This window comes from Rubripirellula lacrimiformis, assembly GCF_007741535.1.
GTDB classification, from domain to species: domain Bacteria; phylum Planctomycetota; class Planctomycetia; order Pirellulales; family Pirellulaceae; genus Rubripirellula; species Rubripirellula lacrimiformis.
On the sequence record NZ_CP036525.1, the window covers coordinates 4,537,035 to 4,556,972 of the forward strand.

The following is a 19,938-nucleotide window of genomic DNA, read 5'->3' on the forward strand; positions in this document are numbered from 1 at the left end:
GTCCGTGTTCATTGGCTGATACAAAACAATTGTTGGCCGGTGCGAATCAGCAATCGACCATCGGCAACGGCAACACCGTACACCATCGGATCGCCATAAGAGAACATTTGATGTAGTTGGCTTTCCGGCATCCCCGCGAACACTTTTTCGGGACCACTCTTGGGGGCGGCTTGATCCGCCGGAACTACGTTGGCTAGCCGCTGTTTTTCGGCCAATTCACGTGCGTCCATCATCGCGCCGGCATCGTAAAGCTGGTTGCGTGCAACTTGATCGTATTGGTCTCCGGGCCGAAGGATGATCGTGTACCCGTTCTTCAAGACAAAGTATACCAACTGGGTGCCATCGGATCGCGTGATGCCGACCGCCGATGCCCAGCAGGGATTGCCGATCCGTTTGGCAAATCGTTGTTGACCGGTTTCTTGATCAATGCAGTACAAGATTCCGATCTTGTTGACGTAATAGACGTAACCGGCGAAGGCCAGCGGTGTCGAATAGTACGAATTGGCTCGCTCGGCCCCCCAGCGGACTTCATAGCCGAGCTTTCCACCGTCGCTGGTCAGTTGGATGCAGCAGTTGGATCCGGCCGTCGCGTCTTCATCTGTCGCACCGCCGTACATGGTTGTCGACCCCACAAACACCAGGTCGCCCACGACCGAAGCCGACGGAATGTGGTTCCCTTGCAGTCCATCCAATTGCCACAAAGACTGACCTGTGGCCGCATCGTACGCATCCACAGTGTCAGCGGAACTGGTGATGACGACCTCTCGATCCCCGGATCTAGCGACAACTGGCGATGACCATGATGGCACCCGATCGCCGCGGTCGGTCTTCCAAGCGACGTGGCCGTCTTGCTTGTCCAGCGCTACTAAATAGGACGGACCATGGTGATCGATTAGAACGAATACGTGGTCGTCCGTTTGAGCGAGCGAACTGGCAACACCGCGTTCATTGTCGACTTCGCCGTAGGTCTGGATGACCGGCGTAGTCCAACGCGTTTCACCATCATGCGACATTGCCGTCACATCGCCACTGGCAAAGAACGAGTAAACACCGTTATCGTCGACACAGCATGTTGGTGCCGCACGACTGTTGCGAAAATAGTTCTCGACCTTCGTCGTCGCTGCAACGCGGGAGGTCCAGACTATTTTTCCGCTCTGCAAATCGAAGGCGTGAACTTGGCAATCCTGCTGAAATGGCCCTTCGCTGCTGGTCACATAGACATGACTTTCCCACACCACCGGCGATGATTGGCCGTATTCAGGAATGCTGGACTGCCAAGTGACACCCTGCTGGGCGGACCAGTCGGTCGGAAGGTCCGCCTGGGCAGTTCCACTGCCGTCCCCCCGGAACCCCGGCCACGAATCGGCGGCGAACGCCTGAATCGCGCCGAACATCAAAATCAAGAACGGGACGAAGGATTTCATGATGTGCACCCGGGGGAACAGAAACGGAAGCAAGGACGAACGAATGATCTAAGGCCGATCCGATGCGTCCCATTTTCTGATCAAACGCTCGCATGCTTTCCAAGCTCGATCGCCTTCATGAACAACACATTGTTTTCTTTGTGAATGTGTTGGTGCATGTCGCGTTCAAGTTGCGCCAGCGAATCCAGCATGGCGCGATAGGTGTTGCACGCCCAATCCGGCGGTGTGTATCCGTCGGTAGATTCATTCAGGATCGCCAAAGCATCACCAGCTTGGTCATGCTGGTGTTCCATTTGTCGAATCTGGTCGGTCACACTTCGGCAGCCGTCGTCTGACATACCAGTCGCTGCATCGATTTGGCGAACGATCGGGAACAGCACCCTTTCCTCCTCCAACATGTGCGGCTCCAGTTCGGCTTTCAACGCCACAAACGCCTCTCGCATTCTGAACAAGCGGTCATCCTTGTCGCCGTGAACTCGCGACACCTTCTCGGTCATGAAATCCAGTCGCGGCAACTCTTCACGCAGATACGCGTGATGTGTCGATTCGATATGATCGGCCAATTCGGTCAGTCCCATCGCGTTCACGTCCACCAGCGTATCGATGTCCGCTTGCTGGTCGTTCATCTGGATCGCTTGCAGTACTTCATCCACATCGATACCGCGTTTCTCGCAGGCTCGGTTGAGTGAAATCTTACCGCCACAGCAGTAGTCAATCTTTCGCGATTCAAAGACGCGTGCCCGGCTAGGTTTCTGGCGAACGAAATCGCCCACAGATTGTTCGGGATCAAGAGTAACCATGTTTTTGTTCCATCAAATCGGGACAGGAAAAACGTTGAATTCTTTCACAACTGCTGCGTCATATTCGAGCGGATCGACACGCTGATCGACCCAGAAACATGAACCATGCGAGAACGCGTTCTCGACTTTCTCGGCCAATTCCCTGCATCAGGCAGGTTGCAGTTCTTCCTTGGGGCCAAAGAACTCGTATCGAACGCGATGCTCGTCCACGCCCAGTTCATTCAAACAGGCGTGAATGTTCTGCATGAACGGCTTAGGCCCGCAAAAGTAAAACTCGGCTTCGGAAAACGGTGTCCAACTACGAATCAATTCGGTCGTGATGAAACCTGTATCGTCGCACTTGCCGGCTTCGACATCGCCTGCCAGCGGAGCGTCATAGATCACCTTGGTGTTCACATTCGGGCCGGCCTCGGCCAAATTCCCAAGCTCGTCCGCGAAAGCTTGCACCTTGCTGTTGCGAGCCGCCTGGATGAAGTACAGCTTCGCATCTGGATTCGCATGAATGATCGACTTGGCCATCGACAATAGCGGAGTCACACCGATACCGCCGGCAATCAACACGACTGGTTTTGCGACCGCCGCCGGGTCGATGGTGAACTCGCCACAGGGCGGTCCCAGTTCGATGCGGTGGCCTTCTTCGATTCCGTCGTGCAAGTGATTGGAAATCAATCCATCGGGTGCGTCGGCGGCAAGTCGCTCTTCCCGTTTGACACTAATCCGGTAATGCGGTTGGCTGGCACAATCCGACAAGCTGTAGTTTCGCGGCGATGTCGGGGTGTGCGGATGGTCAATATGGACGGTGATGTATTGGCCGGGCTTGAACGGCGGCAGCGGTCCCTCGTCTTCTGGTTTCAAGTAGAACGACGTCACGACATCGCTTTCGGGAACCTTCTTCGTCACGACAAAGGTTCGCGTACCATTCCAACCCCCCGGTGCGGACGCTTGCTCGTCGTAGATCGCTCCTTCGCGGCCGATGAAAATGTCGGCCAAAAACCCGTAGGCTTCCGCAACCGCTTCGACGATTTCGTCCGTTGCAGCGTCACCCATCACATCCTTGATCGCTTCGATCAGATTGCTGCCGACGATCGGATAGTGTTCCGCTTTGATCCCCAACGACACATGTTTCTGAGCGATCATTTCAACCGCAGGCATCAAAACCGCTGGATTATCGATGTGCGTGAAATAGGCACAGATCGCGCCGGCCAGGGCCTTTTGCTGGCCACCGGTATGTTGGTGAGCCTGGTTGAAGAACGATTTCACCTCGGGATTGGCTTCGAACATCCGCTGGTAGAACCGTCGCGTGATGGTTTCTGCGTTGGCAGCCACCAAAGGTGTGATTTCCTTGACAATCCGAATCGTTTTATCACTCAGCATGGCCGGGATTCTCTGCGACAAAGGTGGGGATAGGTTTAGGTGGGAAGAAACCAAACGCCGTCAAACGCGTCTGTTTCAGATCTACACCTAAAAGTACACTTTCTATCGTTCACGTCAAGGTGTATGTTTAAGAGGTCGACCATGTTTCCCCGAACCGACGACCACCATGCTTTCCAAGACCACCGAATACGCTTTGCGAGCGGTCACCTGCCTGGCCAGCCAAGCGGCCTGCGGCAACACGCCATCGTCGGCTGACGAAGTCGCCGGCATCACGCAGATCCCGCGCCGCTATCTGCATCGAGTGATGCAAAGTCTGGCGCACGCGGATCTGGTGGAATCACGATGCGGTTCACACGGCGGCTATTCACTGGCTCGACCAGCAAGCGCGATCTCGATTTTGGATGTGGTGGAATCCGTTGAACCGCTGGGGCGAATTTTCAGCTGCCCCTTGAATCTGGAAACGCACACGTCGTTATGTCCCCTGCACGCTGAACTGGATCGGGCCTACGCTGCGACGCAACAGGCGTTTGGAAAAGTCTCCATCGCCGACTTGCTGAATTCCACCAGTCCCATCGTTCCCCTGTGCGATTCCCTGTGACAGCGAGCGAGAGCAGCATGGTCGCGGCACTTGATCCGTCCTGCTATTCGATCGTGATGGCGACTGGGATCGTGTCGCTGGCGTGTTGGCATCACGGCGGCCCACATTCACCGCTGCATGGCATTGCGACGATCCTGTTGTGGGGCAACTTGTTGGCGTTCACTGTGATGGCCGGACTGACCGCAGGACGATTGTTCTGGCATCCACACCGGATGGTCGCCGATTTCGGCAATCCCCACCGGTCCTTTGGGATGTTTTCAATCGTCGCGGCTAGCTGCGTCCTCGGCAGCCAGTTTCTCGCGATCTGGCAACGACCAAACGCAGCGATTGGATTGTGGTGTTTTGGGATCGCGTCGTGGTTTCTGCTGACCTACGGAATCTTCTGCAACGTCACGATTCAAAAGAACAAGGGCAGTTTAAAGGACGGCCTTCATGGTGGATGGTTACTGGCCGTCGTCGCCGCCCAGTCGGTGTCGCTGTTGGGGGCACTGCTGAGTCCACAATTCACAGAAACCCAGGACATCGTGCTGTTCTTCTCACTGGCAATGTGGCTCGGCGGCGGAATGCTGTACGCCTGGATCATCTCGCTGGTCTTCTATCGCTATTGTTTCGAGCCCGTGGATGTCGACTCGATGACACCGCCGTATTGGATCAACATGGGAGCGATGGCGATTTCCACTTTTGCCGGATGTTCCATCATCGAAGCCGTCGGATCCTCGTCGAGGCTGGGTCAATTCTTGCCGTTCGTTCGAGGTGGAACCTTGTTGTGCTGGGCGACGGCGACCTGGTGGATTCCCTTGTTGGTTGCCTTCGGTGTTTGGCGTCACGCTTACCACAAGGTTTCGTTGGCTTACGACCTACGTTACTACAGCATCGTTTTTCCGCTCGGCATGTACAGCGTTGCAACGCAAGCGGCCATTCATTGCTTTGGAATCGATTTCCTGGCCCCAATCGGCACCGCATTTTTGTACATCGCACTGGCCGCGTGGACGATCACGACGATTGGTTTGACGAAAACACGATGGAAGTCCAAAGCCTGATGCGAGACTAGGCCGCAACGACCAACCCAACCAAAATTGGCGCCGCCACAATGATCGCAGTGGGTTCTGCTGGCGTCACCTTGGCAGCGCACAGATGAACGGTGCTGATGGTTTTATGAATTCGACGCTGAAGATTCGGAGGATGGATTCGCTTCTCGTCTTCGCCCTGCCCGCTGTGCCGCCGCGTCCGACTCTTTCATCCCAGCGACCACTTCGACAGCCGCTTTCTGTCCGCTGGCAACGCAACCAGGCACGCCAACTCCCGACAACGAACTGCCCGCCAAGGCCAACGTCGGATGATCCGCCAAATGCTCTTTGATATCCGAAATGCGTTGCTGGTGGCCGACGTGGTACTGGGGCATCGCTTGCGATTGGCGTGTCAGATGACGCAGCAGCGGCTTTCCGTCGATCTTCAACAACCGGGCGACTTCCCAATGCGCCAGTTCGATCAACTGGTCGTTGGGTAACCGAAGCAAACCGGATTGCATCGCCCCACCGATGAACACTCGCATCAAGACCGTCCCATCGGGAGCGCGGCCTTCGTACTTCTCGCTCGAAAAACTACACGACAGGATCAGGTGGTTTTCAACGTGCGGAACGACAAACCCGAATGAGTTCATGGGTGCGTTGATTTGGTCGCGACGAAAGGCCAGCGATACCACGGCACAACTTGCGTATTCGATTCGCCGAAGCCGTCGAGCGATCTTCGGCGCAACCTGTCGCAACATCGTTGCCGCATGATTCGCAGGCGATGCCATCACGACCGCGTCCGCCGTCGACCGATGCCCGTTTTGGTCTTCGATCAACCATCCCGTCGATGCCTTGGACAACTGGACAATCGGCGAATTCAGATGCACCGAATCGCTGGGCAAACTAGCCGCCAACGCATCGATCAACCGTGACATGCCGCCACGCAGCGTCATGAACTGGCTGTGCCTTGCCCCACCGCGGCTTTCGGCCGGCCCGGATTGTTTCCGCCGCCCCGACATCATGCCGCGAATCAAACTGCCGTGTTGCTGTTCCATGTCTAAAAATCGAGGCATCGTCGCCGCAACGCTCAATCGAGCAGGGTCGGCCGTGTAGATGCCACCGACCAACGGCTGAACCAACCGCTGGAACATCTCGCTGCCGAAGCGACGGGAAATGAACGATTTCAACGATTCATCTTCTGCCGCCTTTTTGCGAGGCACAAAGACTTCCATTCCCGATCGCAACTTGCCCATCGGCGACAGAATTCGAGTTGCCAAGATCGGCCAGATCCGCGATGGCGCCATGACCATGAACCCCGGTGGGACTGGTTCCAGTTTGCCACGACTGACCACCATCGCTCCGCCGCCGCCGGGATTCGTTGGAATCAACTCCTGGCCCAGTCCCAGGTCTCGGCACAGCTCGATCGCGTTGGGCGCTGTGGTAATAAAATTGTCGGCAGCACCCTCGATCAGAAAACCATCCGTTTCGGTGGTCCTGATCACTCCGCCCAATCGATCCCCTGATTCGAACAGTTGGACGTCCAAGCTGGGATCCAGTTTGCGCAGGTGATGCGCCGCAGCAAGCCCGGAAATACCACCGCCGATCACGGCGACTCGTTTTGGATTGCAGGTGGGCATGGGACGGTTCCATCAGCAGCGAGAGGAGAATAGTTGCAGTTGGGCAGTTCGGACGTCGTGTTTCCACTGCCCCCTAACGCACGATCGCGAGAACCTCTGCATTCGCTTCGCAAGTTCGCGAATACCCCGCTTGCCGTCCAGCCGACCACTGTTGCGAAGCATTGGGAAGGTGGGCGACTTTGGGGGAATCTTCACGACGCTTGGCCGCGGAAAACCGCCGCAGTGAATCGGCAAGACGCCGGTGTGATCGATCCGGCCGGTGTGGTCGACGAACAACAGACCGTGTTCCAAAGACATCCCGCAGGGCCGATCCGAATGCCATGTCGCGACGATCAAGCTAACACCGACGTCCGATGGCAGCCAAGCATTCATGTTAACCTCCGAACGAACGTGACACGACGCTCATTCTAACGCATCCTACACCCGGATGTATATGTTCGTGACAAAAGTTTCTTTGCCGGCGAAGAACAGACCACGGAACTGCCCCGCTGAACATTTCGGCCGATTCGCTATCGCCCCTTTCGCTATCGGCCTGGACAAAGTTTCCCAATCATCATCGACCTGGCAAGACATCCGGCCTGCGTGGGACCGAGCGATCGTCACTCCGCGGTACTGACGCGCTCCGCGTGCTTTTCACGCAGACGTTTGGCCAAGTACTTCGCCGTTTCGTCTGCGATCACGTTGTACCCCGCCAAATTGGGATGCCGATCCCCGTACCAGCCTGGCAGGTCGCCAAGGATCGCATCCAGCTCGTTGTCCATCACTTCCACTTTCCCCCCATACACAAAGGGCTCGACCATTTCGTGATACTTTGCCGGAACTTTGTCCAGTGGATAGCGACGGTAGTTCAGTGCGTTTCGTCCCTTGGTCAACTCTTCGGCGTATCGCGGGTAGATGTCGAAAAGTTCTAGATCTTCGTCCTCGGCCGCTTGTCGGATCAGGTTGTTGATCTCGTTGCTAGCCGCTTCGCTGGAAAACGGGATCACGGTCATCGCGATCAGCTCGGCACCGGGGTGGTCTTTCCGTAATCGTTCGCACAGTTCTGCGAAATGTTTGGGGAAGTTTTCAACGAAGTTCTCAATCTTGGCACGGTCATTGATTCCGTAACGAATGAAGATGTAGTCCAGGCCCGGCAGGTCGGCCCCGTTCCGCTCGTAGCGGCCGGAATCCAAAAGACGCCGGATCGTTTCACCACCCTGGCTGGAATTGGTCACCTGGCACTCAGGCAGATCGTCTTCGGCAGCCAACAGCTGTTCCAACACCTGTTCTAGATGCGGCCCCGCTGGCTTCAACCGTCGCGGGACGCTTCCTTCGGTCGTACTGTCGCCGAGCAACAGGATTTGTTGCTTGCCATCATGTTCGGCGAACGCGACCAACGGCGACCCTGCGATCGCAAACACAAAGCCACCGATCAGAACGCGGGCGGCAATGGACTGCCACGAAAAACGACCATCATTCATCAGCAAGAACCTTTCTTGAAAGCACATCGAACGGAGAGACACATCCCCGCAGGGGGCTGCCGAGCCCGATGGGGGATCCACAGCGTACACGCTGGCCAGACCGCTCGCACACGATGATCCCCCAAGATCGCTGGACCGCATGGTCCCAGGCCGCCGGATCCCTGCACCCTTCGGCATCGACCACGCGCCGGTGGAATCGCCGTGCTACAATCCAGCACTCCCACCTAACGATTGCAAGTCCCCGATTGGAATGATCGAGCGTTCAGCCTGCAATCGCCCCACCCACCCCTGAATCCGTGTTTTCTGTGATCGGCAAATCAATCGCGCGCAAGGCGATCAGTCTCTGCATGCTGGGCATCCTTGTTTCTGGTCTTTGCAACCTTTTGCTGACGCCGTTACTGGCAGCAGATGACACTGCCGTGCTAGCGCCCGATCGCGTAGTGTCGTGGTGCATCGTTCCGTTCGATGCAAAGCAGCGTACACCCGCACAGCGGGCAGCGATGCTGCAGGAACTGGGGATCACGCGATCGGCCTACGATTGGCGTGCGCAACATGTGACTGAATTCGAACAGGAAATCCTGGAATACCAAAAGCATGGCATCCAGTTCTTTGCATTTTGGGGGGCGCACGACGAAGCGTTCAAACTGTTCGAAAAGTATCAACTGCACCCTCAAATCTGGCAAATGCTAGGCGAAGTCACCGGCGATACTCAACAACCGAAAGTCGAGGCTGCTGCGCAAACGCTACTTCCGCTGGCCCGGCGAACCGCTGCGCTGGGATGTGCACTCGGAATCTACAACCACGGTGGTTGGGGTGGCGAACCGCAAAACATGGTCCAGGTATGTCAGCGTCTGCATGAACTGGGCCAAGATCATGTCGGCATCGTTTACAACTTCCACCACGCACACACGCACATCAACGATTGGGCTTCGTCGCTGGCGTTGATGAAACCACACTTGTTGTGCTTGAATCTGAACGGGATGAACCCAAACGAGCAACCCAAAATCCTGGGGATTGGCAAGGGGGATCACGAACTGGAGATGATTCGAGTCGTCATTGAAAGCGGTTACGACGGACCGATCGGGATCCTGGACCACCGGGCAGATCTTGATGCACGCGAATCGCTGATCGAAAACCGTGATGGGTTGGCCTGGATCCGCAAAGAACTGGCGTCACCCGGCAGTGGCGGTCCGCTGCCACCCACACCCACCGCCGGTACCAAACCCAAATTGCCTGACGATGCACGCTCAGGCATCGTCGTTCCCGGCTCGGAAGCCTATCGCCGTCCCCCAATCACCGTCGAAGTCCGTGCGACCATCCATCGCCGCGACCGTTACAACATTCTGGTGGCCAACGATTCCAAGCAGTCATCCGACCACTGGGAACTGTTTTCGATGACTGGGAATGGTCGGTTAACCGCCTACTTGCCCGGTGCCGCACCCGATCACGTTCATTCCGATGCAATGATTTGTGACGGCCATCCGCATACGATCGCGATGATCTACGAACAGAATCGCATCCGCCTTTACGTGGATGGCAAACAGGTCGCGGACCAGGCCGTCGTAGCGACGAATCGATTGGCAAAAGTTCCCGGCGACCTTGGCATCGGACGACTGGTCGAGGGCCGATTCCGATGCGACGGCGACATCCATTGGCTGCGGATTTTCAAAGGAGTGCGTGAGATTGCGAACGTGCCGGCCGTCGATGTTACCGATGATGCGTCGACCATCCAGTTATGGAAGTTCGATCTCGGCGATGCAGCGCAGCCCGGCATGCCGACGACAGAGCCTTCCGCCGACGATGCTGAATCGGAACCCCGCAACAGCCAGACACAATTGCCCTACGACCCATCGCGGGTCGCCCAGTTGGTCCGCCGGGCGCAGCAATCGGGCGACGCAACACGCGGCGCTCGTGTCTTCGTGGATGAAAAGCTTGCCTGTTTGTCGTGCCACAAAATTGGATCCAAGGGCGGCACCATCGGGCCGGCTCTGACCACGATCGCCAAAGATCGGACGTTGAATCAGATTGTCGAATCGATCCTTTGGCCTCAGCGACAGGTATCGCCCGAACACATCACTTGGAAAATTTTGACGACCGATGGCAACATCGTTACCGGATTCAAACACAGTTCCGACGACCAAGCTGTGGTCATCCGCGACACGGCGACCAACAACCTGGTCACCGTTGTCACGGACGACATCGAACAAGAGATGGCAGGTGGATCAGTGATGCCCGATGGATTGACCGCCGCGATGTCCCCCGAACAGCAATTGGACCTGATTCGGTTCATGAGCGAGCTGGGCCGCGACGGAGAACCACTTTCCGAATCGATTCAGCAGGTGATCCAGCGTGCTCAGATGCACGGACATTCACACGGGCCAGCCGATTTCCCGCTTAGCAACCCGCCATTGCGACCCGCCAATTGGCAACACGCCACGCACACAGTCAATCGCGATCGTGCGTACGATTTCTATACCAAACAAGCGGAGTACTTTCGTCAACAGCCCCATCCGCCGACGCTGATCAACGCCTTTCCCGGACTCGATGGCGGCGACCAGGGACATTGGGGCAACCAGAGCGAAGTCGACTGGGCCGACGACCGCTGGAACACCACACAGCTTGGATCGCTGCAATCCGGTGTGTTTCGCGCCGACGCAATCACGGTGCCTCGCGGCGTCTGTGTCCGTCTGGGTGACGACGGTGAAATGTCAGCCTGTTTCAATCCCGACACTTTGGCCTTTGACGCCGTCTGGACTGGCGGTTTCGTCAAGTTCAGCTCGGTCCGCGAGGGGTTCCTCGGTGGGTTGAAACCAGACGGATCGTTGATCCCGGTACCGACGCCCCGCAATATCGATGGTCCCTTCCAATACCACGGCTATTACCGCAGTGGCCAACGCGTCATTTTTTCGTACACCATCGACGGCGTGAAGTATCTCGATTCCGCTTGGGTGGACGACGGAAAGTTCGTTCGCGACTTTGCACCCGCGGACGAACATCCCTTACGCGATCGGACGACCGGTGGACCGCGCCAATGGCCGCAAGTGATCGAAACCACGATCACCCTTGGCACCCAGCGTCCGTACGCGATCGATACGATCGCATTGCCCTATGACAACCCTTGGAACGCACTGGTTTCCTGCGGCGGGCACGACTTCCTCGGCGACGGCAGCGCTCTGGTGTGCACGATGCAAGGCGACGTCTGGCACGTCAGCGGATTGGATTCGGGTTTGGTGCCCCAAGACTCGGGTTCCAAAAACGCGGGTACCGAAAACGCAAATCAACCAGGCGTTGCACGTTGGACGCGTTTCGCATCCGGCCTGCACCATGCCTTGGGATTGGTCGTGTCCGACGGACAGGTCTACGTTCAATGCCGAGACCAACTGACGCGGTTGACCGATCTAAACGACGACGGCGAAGCGGACTTCTATGAATGTTTCAGCAACGCACCAATCACATCATCGGCCGGGCATGATTTCATCTGCGGCCTACAGCGCGACCGCCGAGGTCACTTCTATACTGCGTCCGGCAATCAGGGGCTGTTGCGAATTTCCCCAAATGGCAAGACGGCGACGGTCGTTGCGACCGGTTTCCGGAACCCCGACGGTTTGGGGATCCTGCCTGACGGGACTGTCACGGTACCGGTTTCCGAAGGCGGATGGACACCTGCATCGGCAATCCACGCGGTCAAACACGCCGCGTCAGACAGCGGCGATCATCCGCCTCACCATGGATACGGCGGCCCCAAGAATGGCCAACCACCAGAGTTGCCGCTGGTGTACCTGCCGCGCGGCATCGACAACTCCAGCGGTGGCCAAGTCCACGTCGACAGCCAATCTTTCGGACCGCTGCAGGATCAGTTGTTGCATTTCTCGTTCGGCGCCGGCACCTGGTTCAGCGTGCTTCGTGACCAGGTCGATGGTCAAATCCAAGGCGCCGTGGTCCCGCTGGCCGGCGACTTTTTGTCCGGCGCTCACCGCGGTCGGTTCCATCCGGTGGATGGGCAACTGTACGTTTGCGGCATGTCCGGATGGGGAACCTACACGCCGGACGACGGGTGTTTCCAACGAGTTCGTTACACCGGCGACGTCGTTCAAATGCCTGTCGCATTTCACGCTTTCCGAAATGGCATTCGCATCACATTCGCTGAACCGATCGATGTCGCAACCGCCGCAGATCCCGCGCATCATTTTGCGCAGTGTTGGAACTATCGCTACAGCGGCGCATACGGATCGCCGGAGTATTCCAGCACTCATCCGGGCACCGCGGGACACGATCCTCTGCGGATCGAATCGGCAAAGGTCCTCGACGATGGGCGTTCGTTGTTTCTGGAGATCCCCGAACTGCAACCGGTCAACCAATTGCATTTGCGAATGCATGTCAACGACGACGAACCGGTTTCCAGCAATCCCGCCGGCAGCGGCCATGACCTGTTCATCACGTTACACAAGCTCGACGAACCGTTCACCGCCTTCGATGGTTACCAACTGCGTCAGAAGCAAATCGCGGTGCACCCAATGCTTTTCGACTTAGCAACCATGACCAAGCGAACGCCCAATCGATGGCACCAACCGATCGCGAACGCTCGAAAGATTCAAATCGAAACGGGCAGCAATCTCAGCTACGTCACACGGCAATTCACCGTCCGTGCCAATGAACCGCTAGCGTTGACTCTATCGAACCCGGACGTCGTTCCTCATAACTGGGTGCTGGTCGAACCCGGTGCGATGCAGCAGGTAGGCCAGTTGGGCAACCAGATGATCGCGGATCCCTACGCTTTTGCTCGACAATACATCCCGCAAACCAACCAAATCATCGCCCATACCGATATTGTGTCTGCGGGCCAGGACGAAACCATCTACTTCGTCGCGCCAAACCAGCCCGGCCGGTATCCATTCCTTTGTACCTTTCCCGGTCACTGGATGGTCATGAACGGAACAATGATCGTGACCGAATAGGACGCGAAAGGCGACGACCAGCGACTCACCCACACCGCAATGGACACCCCCATCATGAATAGATTCGTCTTCCAGCTTCTATTGGCATGCTGTGCAACAGCCGCCCTCGCCGACGACGCAACTTTTACTGCCGCACCGGCAGGTTCGTTTACGATCGCGGTCATCCCGGACACTCAGTCCTACGTCAAACAAACATCCGCGTCCGACTCGGACGGCGATGCAGTCCTTCGCAATCCCATTTTCGAAACGATCACCGATTGGATTGCGACGAATCGTCAGCAGCAAAACATTGTCTTTGTCAGCCACGTTGGCGACATCGTCGACAAGAATGTTCCTGAGCAATGGAACGTGGCTCGCCAGTGCATGGATCGGATTCACGGCGTCATCCCCTATGGCGTGACGGTTGGAAACCACGACATGGTCACCGCAGGCGACTCGTCATTGTTCCAAAAGTACTTCCCCGAGTCACGCTTCAAAGACTTTGACTGGTACGGCGGCTCGTTTCACCCCGATCGTCCAGATCCAGCAATCTCTGGCAATAACGCCAACAGTTACCAGAAAATCCGCACGCCGCATTTGAATCTGCTGCATCTGAATTTGGAATGCAACGCACCGGATGATGTATTGGCTTGGGCCAACAAGACCATTGCCAGTCATCCCAAGCATCATGTCATCATCACCACCCACATGGACCTGGGCCCGACACACCGTCCGACCACCAACCAAGGATACATCATTGATCCGAAGGGCCGGATGGAATGGAAGAAGTGCCATTCGCGGCGAGGCAACACGGCTGTCGAAATGTGGGACAAGTGTTTCAAACTGCACGAGAATGTGTTTCTGATTTGTTCCGGTGACCAACGTCGCAGTCAAGCCATGCACGTGACCGCACACGGTGACCATGGCAACGTCGTTCATTCATGTTTGTCCGATTACAGCAGCGATGGTTCGTTGCGACTCTACCGATTTGTGCCCGACGAGGATCGCGTGGATGTGATCACCTACAATGCAGATCGCGAACAGCTGACACGAACCACCCAGCTGGTTGCGGACCACGAAGAGCATCAGTTTTCGTTCGAACACTCGATGCCGTCGCCATAGTGCCCCGTCGCAAGGCCCATGCGGCATACGAACTGTCAGCGGCGAACTATTCGCCAACGCCTGCGAATACCTCTCAGCCCCAACCACCAGGTAACAACGATGGACCGCAAAGCCGCATCACGCCGAACCTTTTTGCAAACCACCGCTGGCGGCTTGGTCGTCTCTGCTGCCTTGACGTCACCGGACACTCAGGCCGCCGAGTCGAGTTCCGCAACCCGCATCGCCAACCCTATCGGCGGTGACGTCCTCCGTACCGAAGCGACACTATCACCGGACGCCAAGCATTTGCTGGAACAGCCGCGATCGATTCCCGTGGTGGGAAAGACCGACGTGCTTGTCTGTGGTGGTGGTCCGGCTGGGATCGCCGCAGCGGTAGCCGCCGCGCGTGCCGGAGCGAGCGTCCAATTGATCGAAGTCGCTGGATGTCTGGGCGGCGTCTGGACCGCAGGACTGTTGACCAAGATTCTGGACGCAGAAAACAAGTCCGGGATCATGGCCGAATTGCTGCATCGGTTCGCCGCCGAAGGAAGTGAGGTGGCCAACCAGAGCAACGGGACAGTCTACGACCCCGAAATCGCCAAGCTGGTCTTGGAAGACATTTGCATCGAAGCGGGAGTAAAAATTCGTTTGCACACGCGGCTTGTCGGAGCCGTCACGGACTCGGATCGCCGCGTCGTCGCCGTGGTCACCGAATCCAAATCAGGACGCGAAACCTGGTTAGCCGATCGATTTGTCGACTGCAGCGGTGATGGTGATCTGGCAGCTCACGCAGGCTGTCGCTTCGATCTGGGCGTGGGTGCAGATTGTCAGTGCCAACCGATGTCGATGATGGCATTGCTGACAGGGATCGACGCCGATGAAGTGCGACCGTACATCCGGGAAACTGCCAGCTCGGCAAAACCCTTGTTGCTGAAATTGATGGAAGACAATGGGATGTCGCCGTCTTACCGTGCACCAACCTTGCGGCATCTGCACAGCGATATTTTCTCCATCATGACCAATCACGAATACGGTGTTTCCGCGTTCGACGCTGGCGCGATCACCGATTCAACGATCCGCGCGCGCCGCGAAGTCCACGATCTGGTCAACGGTCTACGCCGCATCGGTGGTCCCTGGAAAGAGATCGCCGTGGTAGCAACCGCCGAACAGATCGGAGTTCGTGAAGGTCGACGCATCCGCGGTCGATACAAAATCACCGCCGACGATGTTGCCACCGGTCGAAAGCACCCGCAATCCGTCTGCACCGCCAAGTTCCCCATCGACGTACATGCGCTGAACGACCACGGAAACAAAGAAATCAACAGCGAGTTTAAAAAGGGTGGTCATCAACCCTACGGCATCCCCTACCCCGCACTGATTGCCGAAGACGTGGACGGACTGTTGCTAGCCGGCCGCTGCATCAGCGGCGACTTCATCGCCCATTCCAGCTATCGAGTAACCGGCAACTCCGTCCCCATGGGCGAAGCCGCCGGCCGAGCCGCCGCCGTCTCAATCCAACAGAATGTGATGCCCCACGAACTGGACTGGAACGAAATCAAAGGCTAGTCACCATACATCGCACTCTCCTCCGTTTCGACCGGAGCAAAGAGGCGTGTAGGAAGGTAGTTTACCCGGCAAACCTCTTTTTGCCTCCTCTCCGCCGGATCCGATTGAAGTGAAGCTTCGATGGGATCTGGGGGAGAGAGCGGGCGCAACGATTGCAAATTGCAAAATGAACATTTCAAAATGCAAATTTGCAAAGGCAGAAACGCTGCCCACCGTTTCTTCGATGACCAATTTGCATTGTTCAATTTGCAATTTGCAATCGTTCTTCCACAGGCCCCCTCACCCCAGCCCTCTCCCCCACGGTGAACGCGAGCAAAACTCGCGTTCAACAAGGGGGAGAGGGGGCTAAGAAGTGTGGCGTGGCAATGGTTGATTGGCTCGTTAAATTTGGCCTCTTTTGGCCTCTTTTGGCCCCCTCTCCCCCGGATCCCATCGAAGTGGAGCTTCGATGGGATCTGGGGGAGAGGGTTGGGGTGAGGGGGGCACAACTCCCATCGTCCCTCCCTAGCTCACGTCGCGCCAACGCGACTTCGGATCAAACCCAAGCATCTCTTTCGCCTTATCGATTGCGTAGAACGTTTCGAACTCGCCCATCGCTCGCGTCACCGGCACGTCGTCGTAGAACGTCGCCGCCACGTCAGCGCTGGACATTCCAACCGACGAATCCCCGTTGGCGACATTGAACACCTGATACCCAAGCCCATCTGCGGCTAACGCTCGGTCGACAAAGTCACTCAGGTCACGCGTGTCGATATACCCGAAAATGTTGCGGCGACGACAGGCAGCGTCGACACGCCAACGCGGCGCGAGCTCCGCATACTCGTGCGGTTCGATCACGTTGTTCAATCGCAACGCATAGATTTCCGCCCCCGATCGAGCGTGAAAGGAACGGCCGCAGGCTTCATTACAAACCTTGGACATCGCATAGGCGTCCTGCGGCACCGTCGGATGTTCCTCGTCCACCGGGATGTATTGCGGCCGCACTTCGCCGCTGGCAAAGCAAACGCCGTAAGTTGTCTCAGATGACGCAAACATGATCTTCGGCACCCCCAACTTCACCGCCGCCTCCAACACGTTGTACGTCGACACCGTGTTGATTCGAAAACACTCCGGGTCAGGGCGTAGCTGAATGCGGGCGATCGCGGCAAAGTGAATCACCGCGTCGAATTTTAACGCTTGCGACCGCTCATCACCCATTCCTGCATCCAGCTCATCGAACCCCGTGATCCCCGACATCGCGGAAAACACTTGCCCCGCGTCCGTCAAGTCCGTGGTCAAATCAAATGCACCAGGAATGCCCGCTGGAACAAGGTCCAGGTTCAGAACCCGGTGCCCACGCGCGACCAGATCAGCGACGACGTAACGGCCGGCCTTGCCCGAACCACCGGTAAACAGAATCCGCATTTTCGTTCTCCATTGACGCCAAGAATATCGCATCAAGTGGAGCACAAAAACAGAACGCTCGACAGGAGCAGTCGAATCAAAATCGATGCCTCTTGTTGCTCAGTCCGCACGCGATGGCATCGCATCGATGATCCTGTGAAGACGGAATTCCTTGCGACCGTCTATACCCAAGGGCGTATGACTCGATTGAGCGATAGCACCGGTTCTCTAGTGACGAAATCAAGGCGAACGCCCAGACTTCACATTTTCATTGTCAACCGGCACGCCCTGGTTTGCTTCATGGTCGCGTCTCCAAATAGGCTCTGTGCCCACCACGTGCTATCGGTTTGCTGGTTCAGTGAATCGCGACGCGCAGCCGACCGGGAATCACCCACTGTCGGTGACCGTCAGCGCCCCACATTGGCAATCGAGGGTTGGCTTCATCAACAAGCCGCTAGCGAGGAACGGGCTGCTGGTAGTCCACACCCAGGTGGTAGAAAAGAAAAGCATTGCGGTCGACCGCTTCTTCGATCCGCTGCGACAACCCCGTGTCGCCACCATGACCCGAATTCGCACTGGTACGTAGCAGCACCGGCAAGCCACCTGGATTGGCTGCCTGCATTCGCCCGGTCATCTTCCTCGACTGCATCGGGTCCACTCGCGGATCATTGGCGCCGGTAAAGAAGATCGTGGCCGGATACTCCACGGTGTCGCGAACATTGTGGAACGGCGAGTAGGCACGCATCGCTTCAAAGTGATCAGGGTTCTTCACGGTTCCGAACTCGGGGATATTGAACGATCCATTGGGTGACAATTCCACCCGAAGCATGTCGTAGATCCCGACGGACGACACCACGCACTTGGCCAGATCCGGATGCTGAGTCAGAGTGGCGCCCATCAACAGACCGCCGTTGGATCCGCCCATGATCGCCAATTGGTCGGATGTCGTATATCCCTTCTCGATCAAGTGAGTCGCCGCAGAGTAGAAGTCATCGAAAACATTCTGCTTGTTCGTCAAGTTACCGCCCAAGTGCCACTGTTCACCGAACTCGCCACCACCGCGGATATTCGCGACGACGTAGGTCACGCCCTGTTCCAACAGCACCTTGTTGGCTGCCTTGAAACCGGGCGTCAGATTGATGCCATAGCCACCATAACCGTACAGCACCAATGGTCCTGCACCGGTCGCGGATTCCGGGCGAATGATGTTCACGGGCACTTGCGTCCCATCCTTGGACGTCGCAAATTCGCGGCGGACGGTGACATCATCAAAGTCAACATTGGACTGGCTGGAAAGCGCTGTGCGAATGGTTTCGCTGTTGGCGGCATCGAAATGCAACCACTGTGTCGGTTGAACGTAAGACGCGTTATGGAACAAGATGTCATTGCCCGATAGAGGCTCGATGCCACCGACGCTAGAAATCGGCAATTGAGTCGGTGCAGGCAGTGGTTGACCGTGAAGATCGAAGACGCGAATCTGCGACGGTCCGCCCAACTGGTACGTCACATAGATCCGATCCTCTGTCGCCAATAGACTTGGCGGCGCATGATAGAAACTGGTCACCACCGTGTCGGTGTCTTCATCGATCACAGGCACTTGTTTGCGAGGATCGTTCACGGGATCCGGCAATCGAACGATCCTGCCCCTGGCGGCGTCCTGTCGCGTGATCGCTAGCACGCAGCCATTGGGCTCGAAGGTCGCTTGCACCAGTTTGTCGCCGAACTGGCTGAACTGCACCCAGCGACCTGCAGCCGATCGAACAAAGTGGCTGAACTGTCCGCCGTCACCGTCCTGGACATTGCACAGCACGCGACCGGTCGCATCATTGACCTCGACTTCAATCTCGGCGATCCGAGGGAAATCGGTCCCCAATTCGAATCGGTCGTTTGCACTATCGGTACCCAGTTCGTGAAAGAACAACTGCTGATAGAAATTCAGATCCGCCTCGTCGCGTTCGCCCGATCGCGGATGGCGGGTGTAATAGAAGCCATCACTGTTGGGGGTCCAAGCAAGATCGCCCCCAGCGGTGCCCGAGTTCACGCGCGGCACCACTTCAAACACTCGCATTCCACTGGAAGTATCAAAAACCGACACATCCCCCACCTCGCTGCCACCAGTGGAAATCGAAATCGCCACCCATTTGCCGTCCGGTGACGGTTCATACCAATCGATGGAAGTCGTGCCGTCGGTATCGACAACGTTGGGGTCGAACAAAATGCTGGCTTGATCGGGATTTTGTAAATCATCAAACCTGATCAGGAACGACTGCTCCTTGGGCGGCTGGTTCTTGATCGCAAAGTACTTGCCGCCAGCGAAATGAACGTTGGCATAGGAGATCAGTCGTGCCGACATGATCTCGGTCACTCGCGCGCGAATCGCTTCGACCGCGGGCAAAGCGTCCAGCGTCTGCCGAGCGTAAGCGTTCTGAAGCTCACTCCATTCTTGAACCTTCGGATCACTCCAATCCTCCAACCAGCGGTAGTCGTCGTGAACATCAACGCCGTGATAGCGATCAACGGTCGGCGATGTCGCAGTGGAGGGTGGCTGAGCGTGAGTGTTGTGCGTGGGCGCAAACAGAACCAACCAAATAACCGCCGCGGAACCAGCAGTAGAACAACGGCGAATCCAAAGGTGAATCATCAGAGTGGCA

The 19,938-nt window shown here is 56.9% G+C and carries 12 protein-coding genes; 5 read left to right on the forward strand and 7 right to left on the reverse strand.

Annotated features, from left to right (window positions below; all coding sequences use genetic code 11):
- Positions 1–8 precede the first annotated feature (8 nt).
- The 3 genes from K227x_RS15820 to hmpA form a co-directional block, all read right to left on the reverse strand.
- Positions 9–1,424 (reverse strand): outer membrane protein assembly factor BamB family protein, encoded by a 1,416-nt coding sequence (locus tag K227x_RS15820; protein WP_145170920.1) that lies wholly within the window; start codon positions 1,422–1,424, stop codon positions 9–11.
- Between the two features lie 80 nt (positions 1,425–1,504).
- Positions 1,505–2,224, reverse strand: a complete 720-nt coding sequence (gene ric / locus K227x_RS15825; protein ID WP_145170922.1) for an iron-sulfur cluster repair di-iron protein — start codon at positions 2,222–2,224, stop codon at positions 1,505–1,507.
- 147 nt (positions 2,225–2,371) lie between these two features.
- Positions 2,372–3,598 (reverse strand): NO-inducible flavohemoprotein, encoded by a 1,227-nt coding sequence (gene hmpA, locus K227x_RS15830; protein WP_145170924.1) that lies wholly within the window; start codon positions 3,596–3,598, stop codon positions 2,372–2,374.
- 166 nt (positions 3,599–3,764) lie between these two features.
- Here hmpA and K227x_RS15835 point away from each other — a divergent pair, with 166 nt between their 5' ends.
- On the forward strand, positions 3,765–4,196 hold the full coding sequence (locus tag K227x_RS15835) for an RrF2 family transcriptional regulator (protein ID WP_145170926.1): 432 nt from the start codon (positions 3,765–3,767) through the stop codon (positions 4,194–4,196).
- A gap of 17 nt (positions 4,197–4,213) precedes the next feature.
- Entirely contained in the window at positions 4,214–5,236 is a 1,023-nt protein-coding gene (locus K227x_RS15840; RefSeq protein WP_145170928.1) for a tellurite resistance/C4-dicarboxylate transporter family protein, read from the forward strand.
- Positions 5,237–5,349: 113 nt separating this feature from the next.
- Here the strand turns inward: K227x_RS15840 and hemG are convergent, their stop codons facing one another.
- Together hemG and K227x_RS15850 are read right to left on the reverse strand one after the other, a co-directional pair.
- Complete coding sequence (gene hemG / locus K227x_RS15845) at positions 5,350–6,843, reverse strand: protoporphyrinogen oxidase (RefSeq protein WP_145170930.1); 1,494 nt, start codon at positions 6,841–6,843, stop codon at positions 5,350–5,352.
- A 599-nt stretch (positions 6,844–7,442) separates the two neighbouring features.
- The gene (locus tag K227x_RS15850) at positions 7,443–8,303 is read right to left on the reverse strand and encodes an SGNH/GDSL hydrolase family protein (RefSeq protein WP_145170932.1); all 861 of its coding nucleotides are present in this window, start codon (positions 8,301–8,303) and stop codon (positions 7,443–7,445) included.
- Between the two features lie 296 nt (positions 8,304–8,599).
- Between K227x_RS15850 and K227x_RS15855 the strand changes: the two genes are divergently transcribed.
- The 3 genes from K227x_RS15855 (at position 8,600) to K227x_RS15865 (ending at position 15,904) form a co-directional block, all read left to right on the forward strand.
- On the forward strand, positions 8,600–13,258 hold the full coding sequence (locus tag K227x_RS15855) for a DUF6797 domain-containing protein (protein ID WP_246145839.1): 4,659 nt from the start codon (positions 8,600–8,602) through the stop codon (positions 13,256–13,258).
- Positions 13,259–13,312: 54 nt separating this feature from the next.
- Positions 13,313–14,359, forward strand: coding sequence for a metallophosphoesterase (locus tag K227x_RS15860; protein ID WP_218933289.1), 1,047 nt, complete (start codon positions 13,313–13,315; stop codon positions 14,357–14,359).
- Positions 14,360–14,458: 99 nt separating this feature from the next.
- Positions 14,459–15,904, forward strand: a complete 1,446-nt coding sequence (locus K227x_RS15865; RefSeq protein ID WP_145170939.1) for an FAD-dependent oxidoreductase — start codon at positions 14,459–14,461, stop codon at positions 15,902–15,904.
- Positions 15,905–16,408: 504 nt separating this feature from the next.
- Here K227x_RS15865 and K227x_RS15870 read toward each other — a convergent pair.
- Both K227x_RS15870 and K227x_RS15875 read right to left on the reverse strand, forming a co-directional pair.
- Entirely contained in the window at positions 16,409–17,308 is a 900-nt protein-coding gene (locus K227x_RS15870; protein ID WP_145170941.1) for an NAD-dependent epimerase/dehydratase family protein, read from the reverse strand.
- A 433-nt stretch (positions 17,309–17,741) separates the two neighbouring features.
- Positions 17,742–19,928 (reverse strand): prolyl oligopeptidase family serine peptidase, encoded by a 2,187-nt coding sequence (locus K227x_RS15875; protein ID WP_145170943.1) that lies wholly within the window; start codon positions 19,926–19,928, stop codon positions 17,742–17,744.
- Positions 19,929–19,938 lie beyond the last annotated feature (10 nt).